The sequence below is a fragment of the Snodgrassella gandavensis genome, from assembly GCF_914768025.1.
GTDB lineage: Bacteria > Pseudomonadota > Gammaproteobacteria > Burkholderiales > Neisseriaceae > Snodgrassella > Snodgrassella gandavensis.
The window spans coordinates 291,494-308,972 of record NZ_CAJZCE010000002.1 but is presented as its reverse complement, the minus strand read 5'-3'; the positions used below and the strand labels follow the sequence as shown (position 1 = coordinate 308,972).

General features: G+C 44.1%; 15 protein-coding genes. 11 read left to right on the top strand and 4 right to left on the bottom strand.

What is annotated here, in order from left to right; genetic code table 11:
- A partial coding sequence (locus tag MJ764_RS11415) for a calcium-binding protein (protein ID WP_275415231.1) occupies positions 1 to 2,866 on the top strand: 2,866 nt, incomplete at its 5' end.
- A 337-nt stretch (positions 2,867 to 3,203) separates the two neighbouring features.
- Here MJ764_RS11415 and MJ764_RS03195 read toward each other — a convergent pair.
- Both MJ764_RS03195 and MJ764_RS03190 read right to left on the bottom strand, forming a co-directional pair.
- Entirely contained in the window at positions 3,204 to 4,409 is a 1,206-nt protein-coding gene (locus tag MJ764_RS03195) for an acetate kinase (protein ID WP_239324536.1), read from the bottom strand.
- 60 nt (positions 4,410 to 4,469) lie between these two features.
- Entirely contained in the window at positions 4,470 to 4,997 is a 528-nt protein-coding gene (locus tag MJ764_RS03190) for a C40 family peptidase (RefSeq protein ID WP_239324534.1), read from the bottom strand.
- A 344-nt stretch (positions 4,998 to 5,341) separates the two neighbouring features.
- Here MJ764_RS03190 and MJ764_RS03185 point away from each other — a divergent pair, with 344 nt between their 5' ends.
- Positions 5,342 to 6,511 (top strand): NAD(P)H-dependent flavin oxidoreductase, encoded by a 1,170-nt coding sequence (locus MJ764_RS03185; RefSeq protein WP_239324532.1) that lies wholly within the window; start codon positions 5,342 to 5,344, stop codon positions 6,509 to 6,511.
- 177 nt (positions 6,512 to 6,688) lie between these two features.
- Positions 6,689 to 7,876, top strand: coding sequence for a succinyldiaminopimelate transaminase (gene dapC / locus MJ764_RS03180; RefSeq protein WP_239324552.1), 1,188 nt, complete (start codon positions 6,689 to 6,691; stop codon positions 7,874 to 7,876).
- A gap of 101 nt (positions 7,877 to 7,977) precedes the next feature.
- Here the strand turns inward: dapC and MJ764_RS03175 are convergent, their stop codons facing one another.
- A complete protein-coding gene (locus MJ764_RS03175) occupies positions 7,978 to 8,850 on the bottom strand; it encodes a YicC/YloC family endoribonuclease (protein WP_239324531.1) in 873 nt (290 codons plus the stop codon).
- A 161-nt stretch (positions 8,851 to 9,011) separates the two neighbouring features.
- Between MJ764_RS03175 and rph the strand changes: the two genes are divergently transcribed.
- The 8 genes from rph (at position 9,012) to xerD (ending at position 15,764) form a co-directional block, all read left to right on the top strand.
- The gene (rph, locus tag MJ764_RS03170; protein ID WP_239324530.1) at positions 9,012 to 9,749 is read left to right on the top strand and encodes a ribonuclease PH; all 738 of its coding nucleotides are present in this window, start codon (positions 9,012 to 9,014) and stop codon (positions 9,747 to 9,749) included.
- Positions 9,750 to 9,952: 203 nt separating this feature from the next.
- A complete protein-coding gene (locus MJ764_RS03165) occupies positions 9,953 to 11,194 on the top strand; it encodes an aspartate kinase (RefSeq protein ID WP_239324529.1) in 1,242 nt (413 codons plus the stop codon).
- Between the two features lie 110 nt (positions 11,195 to 11,304).
- Positions 11,305 to 12,237 (top strand): tRNA 2-thiocytidine(32) synthetase TtcA, encoded by a 933-nt coding sequence (gene ttcA, locus MJ764_RS03160; protein ID WP_239324528.1) that lies wholly within the window; start codon positions 11,305 to 11,307, stop codon positions 12,235 to 12,237.
- Positions 12,238 to 12,244: 7 nt separating this feature from the next.
- A complete protein-coding gene (locus MJ764_RS03155) occupies positions 12,245 to 13,483 on the top strand; it encodes an MFS transporter (RefSeq protein WP_174828819.1) in 1,239 nt (412 codons plus the stop codon).
- A 70-nt stretch (positions 13,484 to 13,553) separates the two neighbouring features.
- Positions 13,554 to 13,937 (top strand): cupin domain-containing protein, encoded by a 384-nt coding sequence (locus MJ764_RS03150; RefSeq protein WP_239324527.1) that lies wholly within the window; start codon positions 13,554 to 13,556, stop codon positions 13,935 to 13,937.
- A 36-nt stretch (positions 13,938 to 13,973) separates the two neighbouring features.
- Positions 13,974 to 14,420 carry a peroxiredoxin gene (locus tag MJ764_RS03145; RefSeq protein WP_239324526.1) on the top strand — a complete coding sequence of 149 codons (447 nt, stop codon included), beginning with the start codon at positions 13,974 to 13,976 and terminating at the stop codon, positions 14,418 to 14,420.
- Positions 14,413 to 14,871, top strand: a complete 459-nt coding sequence (locus MJ764_RS03140) for a methylated-DNA--[protein]-cysteine S-methyltransferase (protein ID WP_239324525.1) — start codon at positions 14,413 to 14,415, stop codon at positions 14,869 to 14,871. Before MJ764_RS03145 ends, MJ764_RS03140 begins: the two co-directional genes overlap by 8 nt.
- Complete coding sequence (gene xerD / locus MJ764_RS03135) at positions 14,865 to 15,764, top strand: site-specific tyrosine recombinase XerD (protein ID WP_239324524.1); 900 nt, start codon at positions 14,865 to 14,867, stop codon at positions 15,762 to 15,764. Before MJ764_RS03140 ends, xerD begins: the two co-directional genes overlap by 7 nt.
- 407 nt (positions 15,765 to 16,171) lie before the next feature.
- Here xerD and MJ764_RS03130 read toward each other — a convergent pair whose 3' ends face one another.
- On the bottom strand, positions 16,172 to 17,347 hold the full coding sequence (locus MJ764_RS03130; RefSeq protein WP_239324522.1) for a hypothetical protein: 1,176 nt from the start codon (positions 17,345 to 17,347) through the stop codon (positions 16,172 to 16,174).
- Positions 17,348 to 17,479: the final 132 nt, after the last annotated feature.

Genomic DNA, 17,479 nt, shown 5'->3' with positions numbered 1-17,479 from the left:
CTTAAATGGTGGTGCCGGTAACGATATTCTTATTGGCGGTACCGGGAATGATATCCTCAAAGGCGGCGACTGGTACAAAGACCGCTATGAATTCGAGGCAGGACATGGCCAGGATGTGATTTATGACCAAGGAAACACTGACTATAAGGATCAGTACAATGATGTAGTCTTCAAGGGCGCCACTCTGGCTGATGCTCAGTTTGCCCGCTCCGGTACTGATCTGGTTATTCAGGCTTATGGTACGGATGATTCTGTTACCCTGTCTGATTATTTTAACTACCAAAATTCTTATTGCAGAGCATTTAACTTTATTTTTGACGATAAAGTATTGAGTGTTGATGATATTGCTGCCATGTCATTTACTATAGGCGGTACATCAGGTGATGATGTACTTAGAGGCTGGAACTCTCATGATATTATTGCAGGAGGATCAGGTAATGACAAACTATATGGAGGAAATGGCATAGACAATCTCTTTGGAGGCGCTGGTAATGATGAACTGTATGGAGAAAATGGCAATGACTATTTAAGTGGTGGTGACGGTGATGATTTTCTTGATGGCGGTAATGGCAATGATATCCTTAATGGTGGTGCCGGTAACGATACCCTTAATGGTGGTGCTGGCTACGACATTATGATTGGTGGCAGCGGAAATGATATTCTTAAAGGAGGTGATTGGGAAAAAGACCGCTATGAATTTGAAGCAGGACATGGGCAGGATATAATTTATGACCAAGGAAACGCTAGCTATTCGAATCAGCGCAATGATATTGTCTTCAAGGGTGCCAATTTTACTGATGCTCTCTTTCGCCGTTCTGGTAACAATTTAATTATCAAAGCATATGGTAACTCAGATTCTGTAACTTTGTCTGACTATTTTAATAATAGTTACAGCCGTGCATTCAATTTCATTTTTGAAGACCAAACTCTTAAAGCACAGGATATAAATAACAAAATCACAGTTATACTAGATGGTGACGATAATGACAATAACATTACTGGCTGGTGGGGAAATGATCTTATCAATGGGGGTAAAGGAAACGACATTTTATCTGGTGGAGATGGCGATGACATTCTGAATGGTGATGATGGCAATGACAGCCTCTACGGCAATGCGGGTAACGATACCCTCATTGGGAGCACCGGCGATGATTATCTGGCAGGTGGTGAGGGTAATGATACCTATGTCTTTGCCAAAGGCCATGGACACGATGTCATTTATGATACTTCCGGTGCAGTAGATACCATTCAGTTTACCGATGTTGATTTCGCTGAAGTGAAATTCCGCAAGAGCAACGATCATTTAATCATTTATGGCTATAACGATAATGATTCTGTTTTTATACAGAATTTCTTCTACAGTGATAGTTATACAATAGAAAAATTTGTCTTTAAGGATAAAACCGTTACTCTGGCTGAATTGCGTAAGGATGGTATGCAATTGCATGGTACCAGTGGCAACGACACCATTGTCATGACTAATGGCCGTGCTCTTGTTTATGGCGATGATGGTGACGACAATATTACTACAGGTAGCAACAATGATGTTCTGGATGGTGGTGCTGGCAATGACAACCTCTATGGCAATGGGGGTGATGATACCCTCATTGGGGGCACCGGCGATGATTATCTGGCAGGTGGTCAGGGTAATGATACCTATGTCTTTGCCAAAGGACATGGACACGATGTCATTTATGATACTTCCGGTGCAGTAGATACCATTCAGTTTACCGATGTTGATTTCGCTGAAGTGAAATTCCGCAAGAGCAACGATCATTTAATCATTTATGGCTATAACGATAATGATTCTGTTTTTATACAGAATTTCTTCTACAGTGATAGCTATAAAATAGAAAAATTTGTCTTTAAGGATAAAACCGTTACTCTAGCCGAGTTGCGTAAGGATGGTATGCAATTGTGTGGTACCAGTGGCAACGACACTATTGTCATGACTAATGGCCGTGCTCTTGTTTATGGCGATGATGGTGACGACAATATTACTACAGGTAGCAGCAATGATGTGCTGGATGGTGGTGCTGGCAATGACAACCTCTATGGCAATGGGGGTGATGATACCCTCATTGGGGGCACCGGCGATGATTATATGGCAGGTGGTGAGGGTAATGATACCTATGTCTTTGCCAAAGGACATGGACACGATGTCATTTATGATACTTCCGGTGCAGTAGATACCATTCAGTTTACCGATGTTGATTTCGCTGAAGTGAAATTCCGCAAGAGCAACGATCATTTAATCATTTATGGCTATAACGATAATGATTCTGTTTTTATACAGAATTTCTTCTACAGTGATAGTTATACAATAGAAAAATTTGTCTTTAAGGATAAAACCGTTACTCTAGCCGAGTTGCGTAAAGATGGTATGCAATTGTATGGCACCAGTGGCAACGACACCATTGTCATGACTAATGGCCGTGCTCTTGTTTATGGCGATGATGGTGACGACAATATTACTACAGGTAGCAGCAATGATGTGCTGGATGGTGGTGCTGGCAATGACAACCTCTATGGCAATGGGGGTGATGATACCCTCATTGGGGGCACCGGCGATGATTATCTGGCAGGTGGTCAGGGTAATGATACCTATGTCTTTGCCAAAGGACATGGACACGATGTCATTTATGATACTTCCGGTGCAGTAGATACCATTCAGTTTACCGATGTTGATTTCGCTGAAGTGAAATTCCGCAAGAGCAACGATCATTTAATCATTTATGGCTATAACGATAATGATTCTGTTTTTATACAGAATTTCTTCTACAGTGATAGTTATACAATAGAAAAATTTGTCTTTAAGGATAAAACCGTTACTCTAGCCGAGTTGCGTAAGATTGTTATTACATAATAAATGTAAGAAGTTAATACTTCTGACTATAAAGATTTTTTATCTTTTTTAATTCAGCAGTTAGTGAATTATGACTGCTTATACTTTCTATTGTGAAATGAATCTGTAGTTTCTTTAATCATATGTAATCTCTGTTTTACAAAGGAATCCACAAATGGATTCCTTTTCTATTATTGATTAATACTGAATTCAATATATTTTACTGAAACTATACGGTAACTATTTGAAATTAAAACTATCAAAGGCATCAAAAAATATAAAAACTGGCTTTGTAATTGTACAAAGCCAGTTTTAAGAGCGTATACAGTTTTATTTACTATGTTTCGAAACCAGTTTCTTACAACCGCATACCAGTTAACTGAGCGGTATCCTGTGCAATCATCAGTTCTTCATTGGTTGGAATAACCATAACAGCAGCTTTGCTGTCTTTAGTGCTAATCACACCCGGAGTGCCAAAGCAGGCTTCCATATTGGCATCGTGGTCAAGCATCATGCCAAATACATTCAGATAGTTCACTACTTTTTCGCGCATCAGGGTAGAGTTTTCACCGATACCACCGGTAAACACCAGCGCATCCAGACTACCGCAGGCAACCATCATGCCACCTACGTATTTGGCCAGACGGTAGGCAAAGACATCCAGAGCTAGCTCTGCACCTTTATGTCCATTGGCGGCGGCCTCTTCCAGCATACGGCAGTCGTTGGAGAGATTAGACAGCCCCAGCAATCCGCTTTCCTTATTCAGCATTTCAGTAATCTGTTCAATGCTCATTTTGGCATTCGCAGCCAAGAAAGAGAAGATACTTGGATCGATGTCACCACAGCGCGTACCCATTACCAGACCTTCCAGAGGTGTCAGCCCCATACTGGTATCCTGTGAACGGCCGTTTTTAACTGCAGTAATAGATGCGCCATTACCCAAATGAGCAATAACCATGCTCATTTCATTGACATCGCGCTGCAAAAATGCAGCAGCTTCCTGTGCAACATAGCGATAGCTGGTACCATGCGCACCATAACGGCGTACACCATAGCGGGTATACAAGGTTGACGGAATGGCATAATGATAGGCATGCGGCGGCATGGTTTGATGGAAAGCTGTATCAAATACAGCTACCTGAGGTAATTCCGGGAATGCCTGTTGTGCTGCCTGTATACCCAAAATATGAGCTGGGTTGTGCAAGGGTGCCAGTACAATACAAGCTTCAATATCACGCATTACTTCAGGTGTAATCACGGTAGACTGAGTAAAGCGTTCCCCACCATGTACTACGCGATGGCCAATAGCTTTTACACGGTCGTATAAACCCAGCGCTTTTAACTGTTCCAGCAAGGCCATTACGGCAGCAACGTGGTCATGACCACCGGTTAAGGCATGTTTATGTTTTTCACCATTTATTTTGAAGGTAATGAAAGCATCAGTATTGCCTACTTTTTCGGCCAGACAGCTCATTAAAACTTCTTTTTCGGCCACATCCATTACTGCAGCCTTTACGGAAGAACTGCCGCAATTGAGTACCAATACCAAATCTTGCTCACTCATGTTATTGTCCTGTTTACTGTGATTACTTTAGTCATAAAAAAGAATGGTTAATTCTTTTGATTAGCGGGCAAACAGCGTCCGTGCACCTGTAAAACGCTGGCTAAAATAGGGTTGATCCAGTCTGGCGGTACGAATCACACCATTACTGGAAGGAGCATGGATAAATTTACCGTTACCGATATACAACCCCATATGTGAATAAGCCTGTCCCGATGTATTGAAAAATACCAAATCCCCAACCTGCAAATCTCGCATGCGGATTGGTGTGGAAACAGCAGCTATATCACGCGCGGTACGAGGGAGATTAACCTGCAATGCCTGCTGGTAAACATATTGCACCATACCGCTGCAATCGAATCCGTTATCTCGAGTACTGCCACCATAACGGTAAGGCATACCAATCAGACTCATGCTTTGCAGCAGCAATTCCTGACTTCCCTGCTGGTGGCTGATTTTGGTAATTCTGATTGGAGCCAGATGGCCTTGCTTGCCGATCTGAACTCTTTGTTGATTACCCGTGCCACAGGCTGACAGAAATAAAACCAGCGCACCCAAAACGGCACGCCGCTGTGCATTACATGTAACCATTAGTTATTTACCCTGTTGCGATTACCTGATTCATGCTCATAGTGTGAATATAACATGAGTTGGTGATGATTTCTCTAAGCATTAAGACTTAACAGCCTATCCTTACACTACCTAACCTTGTCGTACAAATTCTATAAAACCAGAATCAAAGCCAAATCTGAAGCCATTAAGTCGCTTTGATTCTCTTGACAGTGGCTTTATGCAAGAATAGAGTATATGCACTAATTTATAAAAGCCTGCCGGATTAAGTATAAGTTTAATTGGTTTCCGGTAGTAATTACAGGCTTTTAGCTTAGGTGGCGCCATGAAGCATTACTAATTTACATCAAGAGGCAGGAAGTAATATGCAGGAATTTGCACCACTGATTATTCGCAATCATCATCTGATACCAATTGTTCAGGGTGGTATGGGCGTAGGCGTGTCTGCATCCAGTCTGGCCAGTGCAGTCGCACGTGAAAACGGCGTAGGTACGATCGCCAGTGTGGATTTACGTCATTTGCATCCCGATTTGCTGGAGCAATCTCAGCAAAATCCAACGCAAGAGAAATACGACACTTTAAACCGGATTGCTCTGGATCGTGAAATCAAGTCCGCATTAGCCCAGTCGCAAGGGCGTGGCATGATAGCAGTCAATGTGATGAAAGCAGTTAAAGACCATCCGGCCATGGTACGGCAAGCCTGTGAATCAGGAGCACATGCAATTGTAATGGGTGCAGGTCTGCCTCTGGATCTACCCGACATGACAGAAAATTTTCCTAATGTTGCTTTAATGCCAATCCTGTCTGAATCCCGTGGGATAGCCATAGTACTCAAGCGCTGGATGAAAAAAAACCGTCTGCCCGATGCAATTGTGATTGAACACCCGGCTCATGCAGCCGGTCATCTGGGAGCCGCCACAGTTGCCGGCGTGAATGATGAGCGTTTTGAATTCAAACGCGTACTCGCAGAAACTTTTGAGTTATTTAAAAAACTTGATCTGGAAAGGGAAAAAATTCCATTAATAGTGGCTGGCGGTATGGCTAACTTCCAGAAAATCACCACTGCCCTGAAAGAATGGGGTGCTGCTGCCGTGCAAATTGGTACTGCATTTGCTGTTACTCAGGAAGGTGATGCGCATATTAATTTCAAGAAAACTTTAGCCGGTGCAGAGGGTGAACAGATAGTAGAATTTATGTCTGTAGCCGGTTTACCGGCACGTGGCGTTAAAACCAAGTTTCTTGACAGTTATCTGAAACGCGAAAGTATTTTGCAGGCCAATGCCAAGGCTGACCCGCGACGCTGCACCCAGGGTATTAACTGTTTGTCGGTATGCGGTCTGCGCGACGGACTGGAAAAAGTCGGCCAGTTCTGTATTGACCTGAAGCTTGCCGCTGCCTGGCGTGGCGAAACCGATAAAGGTTTATTCTTCCGTGGTAAAGATCCACTGCCATTCGGAAATGCCATGCGTAGTGTGAAAGAAACCATTGACTACTTGCTAACTGGCAATATGCAGACAGTGCAAAAGTCTGCCTGATATTTTTACCAGCCATGTAAAGCCACTTTGATGTGGCTTTTTATTTATAACACTGCTTAGTATCACTCAATTAGTCAACAAATACTATATTTGCCCGATAAATAATCACTACTCACTGCCGTGGCCATTTGATTGATGGTAGTATCAGAGCATTTACAATTATTTGTGTTTATCACCATGAACCCCAAACTGGAATTATTGCAGCCCTACCCCTTTGCCCGCTTGCGTAAATTAATGGACGGCCTCGAACCGCCGGCCAATCTGCAACCAATATCATTACATATCGGTGAACCAAAACACCCCACGCCACCTGTGCTTACAGATGCGCTAATTCAACATCTGGACGGACTTGCTGTTTATCCGGCTACGGCTGGTATTACAGAACTGCGTCAGGCCTGTGCGCAATGGTTAACACGCCGTTATGCAGGATTGAATGTTAATCCAGACACAGAAGTACTGCCTGTTTTAGGTAGTCGCGAAGCCTTGTTTGCGTTTACGCAAACCATTATTGATACCAGTAGCAAATTTCAACCCGTGGTTATCAGTCCAAATCCGTTTTATCAGATTTACGAGGGCGCAGCAGTGCTGGCAGGCGCACGCGTAGAATACATTAATTGCCGGGCACCGCATTTTATGCCACAGTGGCAGGAGATCGATAACAATACATGGTCTAAAGTACAGCTCGTATTCGTATGCTCACCGGGCAACCCAAGCGGTGCTGTGATGAATCTGGAAGAATGGCAGAAATTATTTGCCTTGCAGGATGAATACGGATTTGTGATTGCTTCAGATGAGTGCTATTCGGAAATTTACTTTGATGATGACAACAAACCTTTAGGCGCATTACAGGCAGCCACACAACTGGGGCGAACATTTGACCGCCTTATTATGTTTACCAGTTTATCCAAACGCTCCAATGCACCCGGCTTACGTTCCGGCTTTGTAGCTGGTGACAGTAAACTTCTGGCCAATTTCCTGCTTTATCGTACCTATCATGGCAGCGCCATGAGTGTGCCCATTCAGCATGCCAGCATTGCCGCATGGAACGATGAAGAACATGTTATTGCCAACCGCAATCTGTATCGGGAAAAATTCGAGAAAGTTATTCCGATACTACAGCAAAAATTTGCCATACAGAAACCTGACGCGTCATTCTATCTGTGGCTGTCAGTACCGGATGGTGACGATTTAGCCTTTACTAAAAAGTTATGGCAAAAAGCCGCTATCCGAGTACTACCGGGGCGGTATCTTGCCCGCAATACCCCATACGGTAATGCTGGCGCCGGCTATGTGCGGATTGCACTGGTATCCAGTGTCGAAGAATGTGTAGAAGCAGCCAAACGTATGGTTAGTTTATCTTTTTAACAACCTGCTTTCATACAGCGATACACCCGACCAAAAACCAGAATTACCGGTTGGTTCATACAGGTAATTCTGGTGTCAATCAATATAACAACAGTTAGTGTTTATTCAACATTCTGCACCTGTTCGCGCATCTGCTCAATCAGCACTTTAAGACCAACTGAAGCCTGAGTGCATTCAATGGCAATAGCTTTGCTACCCAGAGTATTGGCTTCGCGGTTCAGTTCCTGCATCAGAAAATCCAGACGTTTGCCCACACTGCCACGATGTTCCTCTATCAGACGCCGTGCTTCAGCAATATGGGTATTTAAACGGTTCAGCTCCTCGTCAACATCCGCCTTTTGCATAAACAGAACAAATTCCTGTTTTAGCCGCTCTGCATCTACCTGCGCCACAGCTTCCCGCAAGCGGGTTTCAGCCTTATCCATATAATCCTGCAATAACTGCGGAAACAGTTGCTGCATCGCGGCCACAATATCACTCATATCATTGAGCCTGCTCAGCAGGTGCTGCTGGAGTTTTTCCCCCTCCCGTGCCCGTGCTGTCTTAAATTCGGTTAATACCTCCTTCAGTAGCGTCAGTAGCCCATTGAGCAGCACGTCTTCGTCTTCCGTTGTCGCAACAATTACCCCGGGAAAATGCAGAATATCCGCAACCGTCAGTTTACCCAAATCTTTGTACTGACGACGTATCTGATGATTAAATACCGCCAGTTGCTCTACCAACTTGTGATCAATAGGTAAATCCTCAGTATTTTGGCTGGGGAGCTGCTTAATCTGTACGCGACACTCCAGTTTACCCCTTGCAACCTGCGCGTTGATTAATTCGCGCATCTGCCCCTCAAATCGGCGCAATTCTTCGGCAACTTTAAACTGAATATCCAGATAGCGATGATTAACTGCCTTAAGCTCAATACTGATTTGACGATTGCCAAACTGTCCTGAAGCATTTGCATAGCCAGTCATACTGTATAACATAATATTTTCCTTAAACCGTTTCTTCCTGCCTGGTTATATCTAAACTGGCAATTAAATCAAGTATAACGAAAACCCTTTCATCTACAAAAGGCTTAATTGGTATCAATAGCAGCACACTGACTATATAATTCTCTAACCATCACTCAATCAAAGCGACCATAATGAAAAATACCTCTATACCCAATCGCACTGAGCGTGCTGATAATGAACCACGGAAGCTTAGTATTACTCCCCACTTTCTGGCACATGCAGATGGTTCCGTACTAATTAGTTGCGGCAATACCAAAGTAATCTGCACAGCCACCATCGACGAAAATGTTCCAGCATTTCTCAAAAATCAAGGGCGTGGCTGGGTAACCGCAGAATACGGAATGCTGCCAGCTTCAGCTAACGGACGTATGCGCCGCGAAGCCGCAGCAGGAAAACAATCTGGCCGTACTCAGGAAATCCAACGTCTGATTGGCCGCTCATTACGCGCAGTTGTGGATATGGAAAAACTGGGCAGCCGCCAGATATTGATTGATTGTGATGTCATTCAGGCTGATGGTGGTACGCGCACGGCCAGCATCAGCGGTGCCTTTGTAGCCTTGTCACTGGCTGTTAACAAACTGCTTGCCCATGGCGTAATCAGTGAAAACCCGATTCGTGAAGCCGTTGCCGCTATTTCAGTTGGCATCCTTAATGGCAAACTGCTACTCGATCTAGACTATCCCGAAGATTCAGCCTGCGATGCTGATATCAATGTAGTCATGACTGCTTCACAGCAGCTAGTTGAAATTCAGGGCACTGCTGAAGGTGCTACGTTCAGTATTCAGCAATTAAATGAATTAATCAGTCTGGCACAAAAAGGAGTTGCGCAAATTCTTGCTGTCCAACAACAAGCGCTGGCTGCCAATTAATTCATACAAATACAAATACCTATTTTCTGAATTTAAAAATTATTTAAAACAGGCCGCTTGAATTTGACAAAATACTGATTCAGCAGCTTGTTTTTACATGATAAAAATGCTAAAAAGAACGCCCTAAAGGAAAATCAAGCAGGCAGTATTAACACAGCCTCTCCTTTTTTGACATTAAAACAACTCAGAAAGCAAGCAGTGTTATGGCGTTAATCGTACAAAAATACGGCGGTACCTCAGTAGGAACTGTAGAGCGTATAAAAAATGTAGCGCGTCGTGTAGCACAGGCCAGAGCTAATGGTGATGATGTTGTCGTGGTTGTATCCGCCATGAGCGGTGAAACCAACCGTCTGGTCGCACTGGCACATGAAATTCAGGAAAAACCCAATCCACGCGAAATGGATGTTGTGTTATCAACCGGCGAACAGGTTACAATCGGCCTGCTGGCCATGGCACTGCATAGCATTGGCGTGGATGCCAAAAGCTATACTGGCTGGCAGGTAGCGGTTAAAACCGATTGCGCTCATACCAAAGCGCGGATTGATGAAATAGATGATATACGTATCCGCACCGACCTGAATGCTGGCAAGGTGGTCATCATTGCCGGTTTTCAGGGCATTAATGCCAATAATGATATTACCACACTTGGCCGTGGTGGTTCAGATACCTCAGCAGTTGCTCTGGCCGCGGCACTAAAAGCCGACGAGTGCCAGATTTATACCGATGTAGATGGCGTTTATACCACCGACCCGCGCGTTGTACCTGAAGCACGGCGCCTGAGCACCATCTCATTCGAAGAAATGCTGGAACTGGCTAGTCTGGGCAGTAAAGTATTACAAATCCGTTCGGTAGAATTTGCCGGTAAATACAAAGTGCGGCTACGCGTGTTAAGCAGTCTTGAAAACAGTGGCAAAGGCACATTAATTACGTTTGAAGAGGATCAAAATATGATGGAACATGCGGCAGTATCCGGTATTGCTTTTGATAAAAATCAGGCACGAATTAATGTGCGTGGTGTACCAGATACGCCGGGAATGGCTTCCCTGATACTCGGTGCCGTGGCCGATGCCAATATTGAAGTAGACATGATAATTCAGAATTTCGGTTCTGCCGGTACCACAGATTTTTCTTTTACCGTACCGCGTAGTGATTATCAGAATACCCTAGATATTCTGCATGAAGTACAGAAAAAAATCGGTGCACGTGAAGTTTGTGGCGATGATACCGTATGTAAAGTATCCATAGTCGGCATGGGTATGCGCTCACACGTTGGCATTGCTTCTACCATGTTCCGTACACTGGCTAAAGAAAATATCAATATTCAAATGATTTCGACTTCTGAAATCAAAGTTTCCGTCTTAATTGATGAAAAATACCTAGAACTGGCCACTCGAGTACTCCACCAGATATTTGAGCTGGATAAAGAACCGGCAAATAGAAGCTAAAAATCGCCTTTTAATTCTTGTAAAGTTTAACCCAGGTCGGCTGAACCACATCAGCCGACCTTTAATTATTGTACAATGGCAGCTATTTGCTTAAATTTAGTGCTGCATCCATGTCTCATACACCCAAACATGAATACGAAAACAACAAGCTAGTCAAACGACTCCGTCATCAAGTTGGTGCTGCCATTAATGACTTCCAGATGATTGCAGAGGGCGACAAAATCATGGTTTGCCTCTCTGGCGGCAAAGACAGCTATGCATTGCTGGACATTCTGCTCAAGCTACAGAAATCTGCCCCAGTGCAATTCGAAATTCTGGCCGTTAATCTTGACCAGAAACAACCCGGCTTTCCGGCTCATATCCTACCCGACTATCTGCGTAGTTTGGGCGTACCTTTTCAAATCATCGAAGAAGATACCTATAGCGTAGTCAAACGGGTTATAGATGAAGGTAAAACCACCTGCGGCCTGTGCAGCCGCTTGCGCCGTGGCATACTGTATCGCGTGGCCAAAGAAAATGGCTGCACCAAAATAGCTTTGGGTCACCATCGCGATGATATTCTGGAAACCCTGTTTCTGAATATGTTCTACGGCGGCAAACTCAAAGCCATGCCGCCAAAACTGTTATCTGACAATGGTGAACACATCATTATCAGACCATTAGCCTACGTTAAAGAAAAAGACCTGATTCGCTATGCACAAATGCAGGAATTTCCAATTATTCCATGCAACCTGTGTGGTTCACAGCCTAATTTGCAACGACAGGTCATTAAAGACATGCTGCAACAATGGGATAAGCAGTTTCCGGGGCGCATTGAATCCATGTTTTCAGCCCTGCAAAACGTAGTACCCTCACATTTGGCAGACTATAGATTATTCAACTTCACCGGCCTGCAACAGGGGCAGAAACTGCCACATGGTGGCGATATCGCCTTTGACCGCGAAAATTTTTCTTCCACGACAACGTTGGTACAGGCTGGCGAAATTACTCAGCCTGTACAAACAGGCAAACCCATTATTAACATCTTAGATTCCCGACAATAAGCCCCTTATGAATCAAGCAAAAAAAAAATTAACCCCCGCAAAAGCCATGGTGGCCGCAATCAGCGGCTACGCAATGGATGGTTTTGACTTACTGATACTCGGCTTTATGCTCAGTGCTATCAGCAACGACCTCGGATTGAACACCTCACAGGCTGGTTCACTGGTAACATGGACTCTGATCGGTTCTGTTATCGGTGGTATCGTATTTGGCCATCTGAGCGACCGTTTTGGCCGGGTACGCATGCTATCGCTCACCATTCTTATGTTTGCCGTATTTACCGGACTGTGCGCCATTGCGCAGGGTTATTACGACCTGCTGATTTACCGTGCACTGGCCGGCATGGGTTTAGGCGGTGAATTCGGTATCGGCATGGCCATGATTGCTGAAGTATGGCCTGCTGCAAAACGCAACCGTGCCTCAGCCTTTGTCGGCATAGGCTGGCAGTTGGGTGTACTGGCAGCAGCTTTTATCACCCCATTCCTGCTCAATATTATCGGCTGGCGCGGCATGTTTCTCGTGGGATTATTCCCAGCTGTGGCGTCTTACTTTATTCGTCACGATACCAGCGAACCAGAACAGTTTACCCGCGAACACAAAGCCCAAGGCGAGCTGTCATTTTCAGCACGCCTGAGCTTACTGGTTAAAGACCGGCAGACAGCCAAAATCAGTCTGGGTATTTTTATCCTGTGTGCGGTACAAAACTTTGGTTACTACGGATTAATGATCTGGATGCCCAGTTATCTGGCTAATAAACTGGGTTTTAGCCTTACCGCTTCCGGCAACTGGACAGCGGTCACCGTAATCGGCATGATTATCGGTATCTGGCTGTTCGGTTTTCTGGCCGACCACTTTGCTCGCTGGAAAATCTTCCTGATTTACCAGATTGGTTCCTTTATTATGGTGGCACAATATGCCCAGTTACAGGATCCAACCGCATTACTTATCTGCGGTGCCATTATGGGGCTATTTGTAAACGGCATGATTGGCGGCTATGGTGCACTGATTTCTGATAATTTTCCACCACATGTCCGTGCCACTGCCCAGAATGTACTATTCAATCTTGGCCGAGGTGTAGGTGGTTTCGGGCCACTGGTTATCGGTTTTCTCGTTAAAGAATGGTCATTCTATGCGGCCTTGTGCCTACTGGCGTCTATCTACCTCTTAGACATCATTGCCACCTTATGGCTACTACCCCGACATAACGCAACCCCATCCAAAGATGACAGCCTTGGCGTTATCGGCTGATTAATTGAACCATCAGTGCAGAGTTACAACACCTGCACTGATTTTTACCATCAACACATCAGACAAAACCATGACAATATTTACCAAAGTTATTTTATATACCGATAGCGATGGCTATGCCCGCTTCAAAGAAGAAAAAATCGAATTAAACGAAGGCAATGAAAAAAGCCAACTATCACCGTGGTTAAATGCAGAAGGTTTACAATTACGTTACAGCCCGGTTGGTTTTAAAAGTGATTTCCACTGTACCGGCAAGCCGCAATGGCTGTTTGTGTTACAGGGAATCATGGAAATCGGCCTGCGTGATGGCAGCACCCGCCGTTTTGGCCCCGGTGAACATTTTTATTCTGCCGATACCTTACCCACAGGCACTACCTTCGACCCACACATTCACGGACACTGTAGCCGCCTGATTGGCAATGATCCCCTGATTACTGCCTTTATCCGCAACTAACTTTAGTCACAAAATACTTACAAAGGAAAATATACAATGTCAACATCCATGCTGTTTAGCCTGCCCGATGCTGAAGGTAACAACTTCAACATTGCCGAACACCTGCCAGCCGTAGTTTATTTTTATCCGAAAGACAATACCCCCGGTTGCACCACCGAGGCACAGGAATTCAGTACACTACTGCCACAATTCAAACAGCAAGGTTATAACGTTATCGGCATTTCCCGCGATACAGAAAAAAGCCATCACAATTTCATCTGCAAATACGAACTCAGCATTACCCTGTTGTCAGACTGTGAAGAAACAGTATGTCGCCAGTTTGACGTACTCAAAGAAAAAAACATGTATGGCAAAAAAGTATTTGGTATTGAAAGAAGCACATTTATCCTGAATCAGGATGGCAATATTATTCATGAATGGCGCAAAGTGAAAGCCGCCGGCCACGCCCAAACCGTTTTAGATACCCTACAACAACATGCCTAGCTATTCCTATCCTGCGCCCTGCTGCCCATTAATTCTGGATTTTAGTCAGCAGCAACAACTACAGGCAGTCCACTGGCAAACAGCCATGTCACCAACCCTGCCTAGACTGACAGGATACTGGGCTCAACAGCTTGATGCCTATTTCTCTGGCAAGCTGCAAACATTTAACTATCCTCCCTCATCGGCTGGCACTGTATTTCAGCAGCGAGTGTGGCAGGCAATTGCCAGTATTCCCTATGGGCAGGTTGCCACCTACGGCGATATTGCCCGTATACTGGGTAGCGCAGCCAGAGCAGTTGGACAAGCCTGTGGCAAAAATCCCCTGCCTATTATTATCCCCTGCCATCGGATTGTATCTGCCAATGGTCTGGGCGGGTTTAGCTTGAGTAATAACCCGTTCGAACTCAATATCAAACGCTGGTTACTCACCCATGAGGGAGCAACATGGTAAACGAATCCCTGCCACCAGAACTGCTCGAACCGATCGAATCGCTGCTTGAGCACTTATGGCTAAGCGAACAACTGGCATTTAACACACTAGAAGGCTACCGGCGCGACCTGAGTAAAATTGCACGCCGCTTACAGCCTCAGCATCTAAACTGGTTCAACGTAGATGCTTTATCACTGGCTGCTGCGGTATTTATCGATAGTGAAAAACCATCATCACAGGCACGAGCCCTGTCAGCGTGCAAACGTCTATTTAGCTGGATGCAGGAATACAACCAGCGTCAGGATTTACCTACCGAGCAGCTACAAATGCCCAAAAAAGGGCAGCATCTGCCCGATATCATTTCCGAAACCCAAATCGAGGCTCTGCTAACTGCTCCTGATACCGAAACACCACATGGTCTGCGCGATAAGGCCTTACTGGAGCTGATGTACGCTACCGGCTTACGCGTCAGCGAAGCGGTTAATTTGCACATTAACGAAATTGATTTACAGAATGGTTTGCTGAGTACCATCGGTAAAGGAAACAAGCAGCGTATGGTACCACTGGGTGAAGAAGCCACAGACTGGCTGCAAAATTACTTTACTCATGCTCGCCCTGCTTTACTTAAAGGCCGAGTATGTGATGCTGTATTTGTCAGCCAGAAAAAAACCGCCATTAGTCGCCAGTTAGCATGGATGATTGTCACCAAATATGCCAGTGCAGCAGGTATTCATCACCTCAGCCCTCATGGTCTGCGCCATGCATTTGCCACCCATCTGGTTAACCATGGTGCTGATTTACGTGTAGTTCAGCTATTATTGGGACATGCCGATATAGGTACCACCCAAATCTATACCCACGTAGCCAATGAACGTCTGAAACAACTAGTACAAGAGCATCATCCACGCGGATAAAATATAAATCAAAACACAATGCAAAATAAACAAACTTATCAGAACAATAATTTAAGCTACACTACTGACACAAAATACATTGACAATTGACACCCATAGACACAATAAAACGTCGACATCAGTAGGCAGATGGCAGCAAACCAGCATTTTGCGATAAAAAGCTTGCTTGTGCCATATCGTAGCTAATCTAGCGAATTATCAGTTTATCGATCTCATTTTATATGTTAATTTTGAATAATCGAATAATACAAAAACACAGCAGCCATATTCAGCTATCTTATCTAGCCATCCCAATCGCAACATTCAAATGATGCATACAATACACAATTTCACAACATGAAAAAGCCAGTATGCAAAGCATACTGGCTTAAAATTACTTAAATCAAATAAATAGCACTATTTAATTATTAATACATACCTAAACGAGAACCAATATTAACTGAATTCTGCGGCGTAGGTTGCATAGTAAATTTTGGACTTCCAGTGTATTCTAGCTGAACTTTATAATCTATATTTATCGGCCCTTTCAGTTCTTTGATTTGATCCCGCGGTAACGTCATTTTAGTGCGCGTGCCTATAACTCGGCCTTTGGAATCGAAATAGAAATTATAGATAATAGGAACCGAGTTATTCTTCAATTGCGCCATATAAAAACCAAAAGGCGTATTCGCCGTTTCATCATTACCTGAATAGATTGATACCAGACCATCAACAATATTTTGTAATACTGCATAATCCTGTGGTTGATACTTACTATCCGGACCGGCCTTAGCAGCAGCCTGTTTCAACGCCTGAGAAAGACTTTGCAGCATAGCAACATCATATTTCAAACTCATCGCATAAGTTGAATTTAATCTAACCTGATATTTTGCTTCCAGCCCTTTACCAAATTCGTCCACTGCCACCTTAGTGAATGCACTCGGTGCCATAGCAGCATAACCATCATCAACAGACTTAGGTAGGCTTTTTAACAAGTCCGTAATTGGCAAATGCTGTACTCTATCCTGCGGTACAGCCAGTTGCATATATTGATCGCCGATTACCCATTGAGGATTGGATCCTTGATTCATAATATCTGATATATCAGTAATCACAGAAGCATCCACATACATAGATAAATTATTGAAATCTAAATAAACAGGAAACTTATAGGAGACCAGTGCATTTTTGCTTTCATAGCGAAACTCTGGAATGACTTCCATACGCCCTTTTGGCATATCCACTGCGCCAGTAAATGGTATCGAGAATGATTTGCTAATCAGCCCCATCACCCTGTTAACTGATTCTATTTGCTGTTTGTAATAATCTGATTCAACTTCGGATAGGTCTTCGGAAGCACTGCTTGCCTGCTGTGCAACTACTTCAGAATTTTTATCCGCAGAGTTTGCACCTGCCTGATTTCCTACTTCTAAATTAACAGTACCAGTGAAATTAAACTGATTATCTTCCTTCATCATGCGCTGCATACCAGCACGCACCATCTTGTCAGGTGATTCTTCTATTTCTTTTATCTTGTTTCCACATGCCGACATCAGCCCAGCAACAGCCAGCATCAAAACCATTTTTGTAATCTGCAATCGCATAACAGCCCTTTTAAAATAAAGACAAACAAACAATTAATGTTGGTTAATAATTGTAAAATAATCAGATGCAAATAACCAGCTTATTCTGCCTAAATTTACTTTATATCAGGCACATTTGTTGCAAAAAAACTA

Bases quoted from the DNA above. Each gene is read 5' to 3' on its own strand.
- MJ764_RS03195 (WP_239324536.1), bottom strand. From the start codon at position 4,409: ATGAGTGAGCAAGATTTGGTATTGGTACTCAATTGCGGCAGTTCTTCC.
- MJ764_RS03190 (WP_239324534.1), bottom strand. From the start codon at position 4,997: ATGGTTACATGTAATGCACAGCGGCGTGCCGTTTTGGGTGCGCTGGTT.
- MJ764_RS03185 (WP_239324532.1), top strand. From the start codon at position 5,342: ATGCAGGAATTTGCACCACTGATTATTCGCAATCATCATCTGATACCA.
- dapC (WP_239324552.1), top strand. From the start codon at position 6,689: ATGAACCCCAAACTGGAATTATTGCAGCCCTACCCCTTTGCCCGCTTG.
- MJ764_RS03175 (WP_239324531.1), bottom strand. From the start codon at position 8,850: ATGTTATACAGTATGACTGGCTATGCAAATGCTTCAGGACAGTTTGGC.
- rph (WP_239324530.1), top strand. From the start codon at position 9,012: ATGAAAAATACCTCTATACCCAATCGCACTGAGCGTGCTGATAATGAA.
- MJ764_RS03165 (WP_239324529.1), top strand. From the start codon at position 9,953: ATGGCGTTAATCGTACAAAAATACGGCGGTACCTCAGTAGGAACTGTA.
- ttcA (WP_239324528.1), top strand. From the start codon at position 11,305: ATGTCTCATACACCCAAACATGAATACGAAAACAACAAGCTAGTCAAA.
- MJ764_RS03155 (WP_174828819.1), top strand. From the start codon at position 12,245: ATGAATCAAGCAAAAAAAAAATTAACCCCCGCAAAAGCCATGGTGGCC.
- MJ764_RS03150 (WP_239324527.1), top strand. From the start codon at position 13,554: ATGACAATATTTACCAAAGTTATTTTATATACCGATAGCGATGGCTAT.
- MJ764_RS03145 (WP_239324526.1), top strand. From the start codon at position 13,974: ATGTCAACATCCATGCTGTTTAGCCTGCCCGATGCTGAAGGTAACAAC.
- MJ764_RS03140 (WP_239324525.1), top strand. From the start codon at position 14,413: ATGCCTAGCTATTCCTATCCTGCGCCCTGCTGCCCATTAATTCTGGAT.
- xerD (WP_239324524.1), top strand. From the start codon at position 14,865: ATGGTAAACGAATCCCTGCCACCAGAACTGCTCGAACCGATCGAATCG.
- MJ764_RS03130 (WP_239324522.1), bottom strand. From the start codon at position 17,347: ATGCGATTGCAGATTACAAAAATGGTTTTGATGCTGGCTGTTGCTGGG.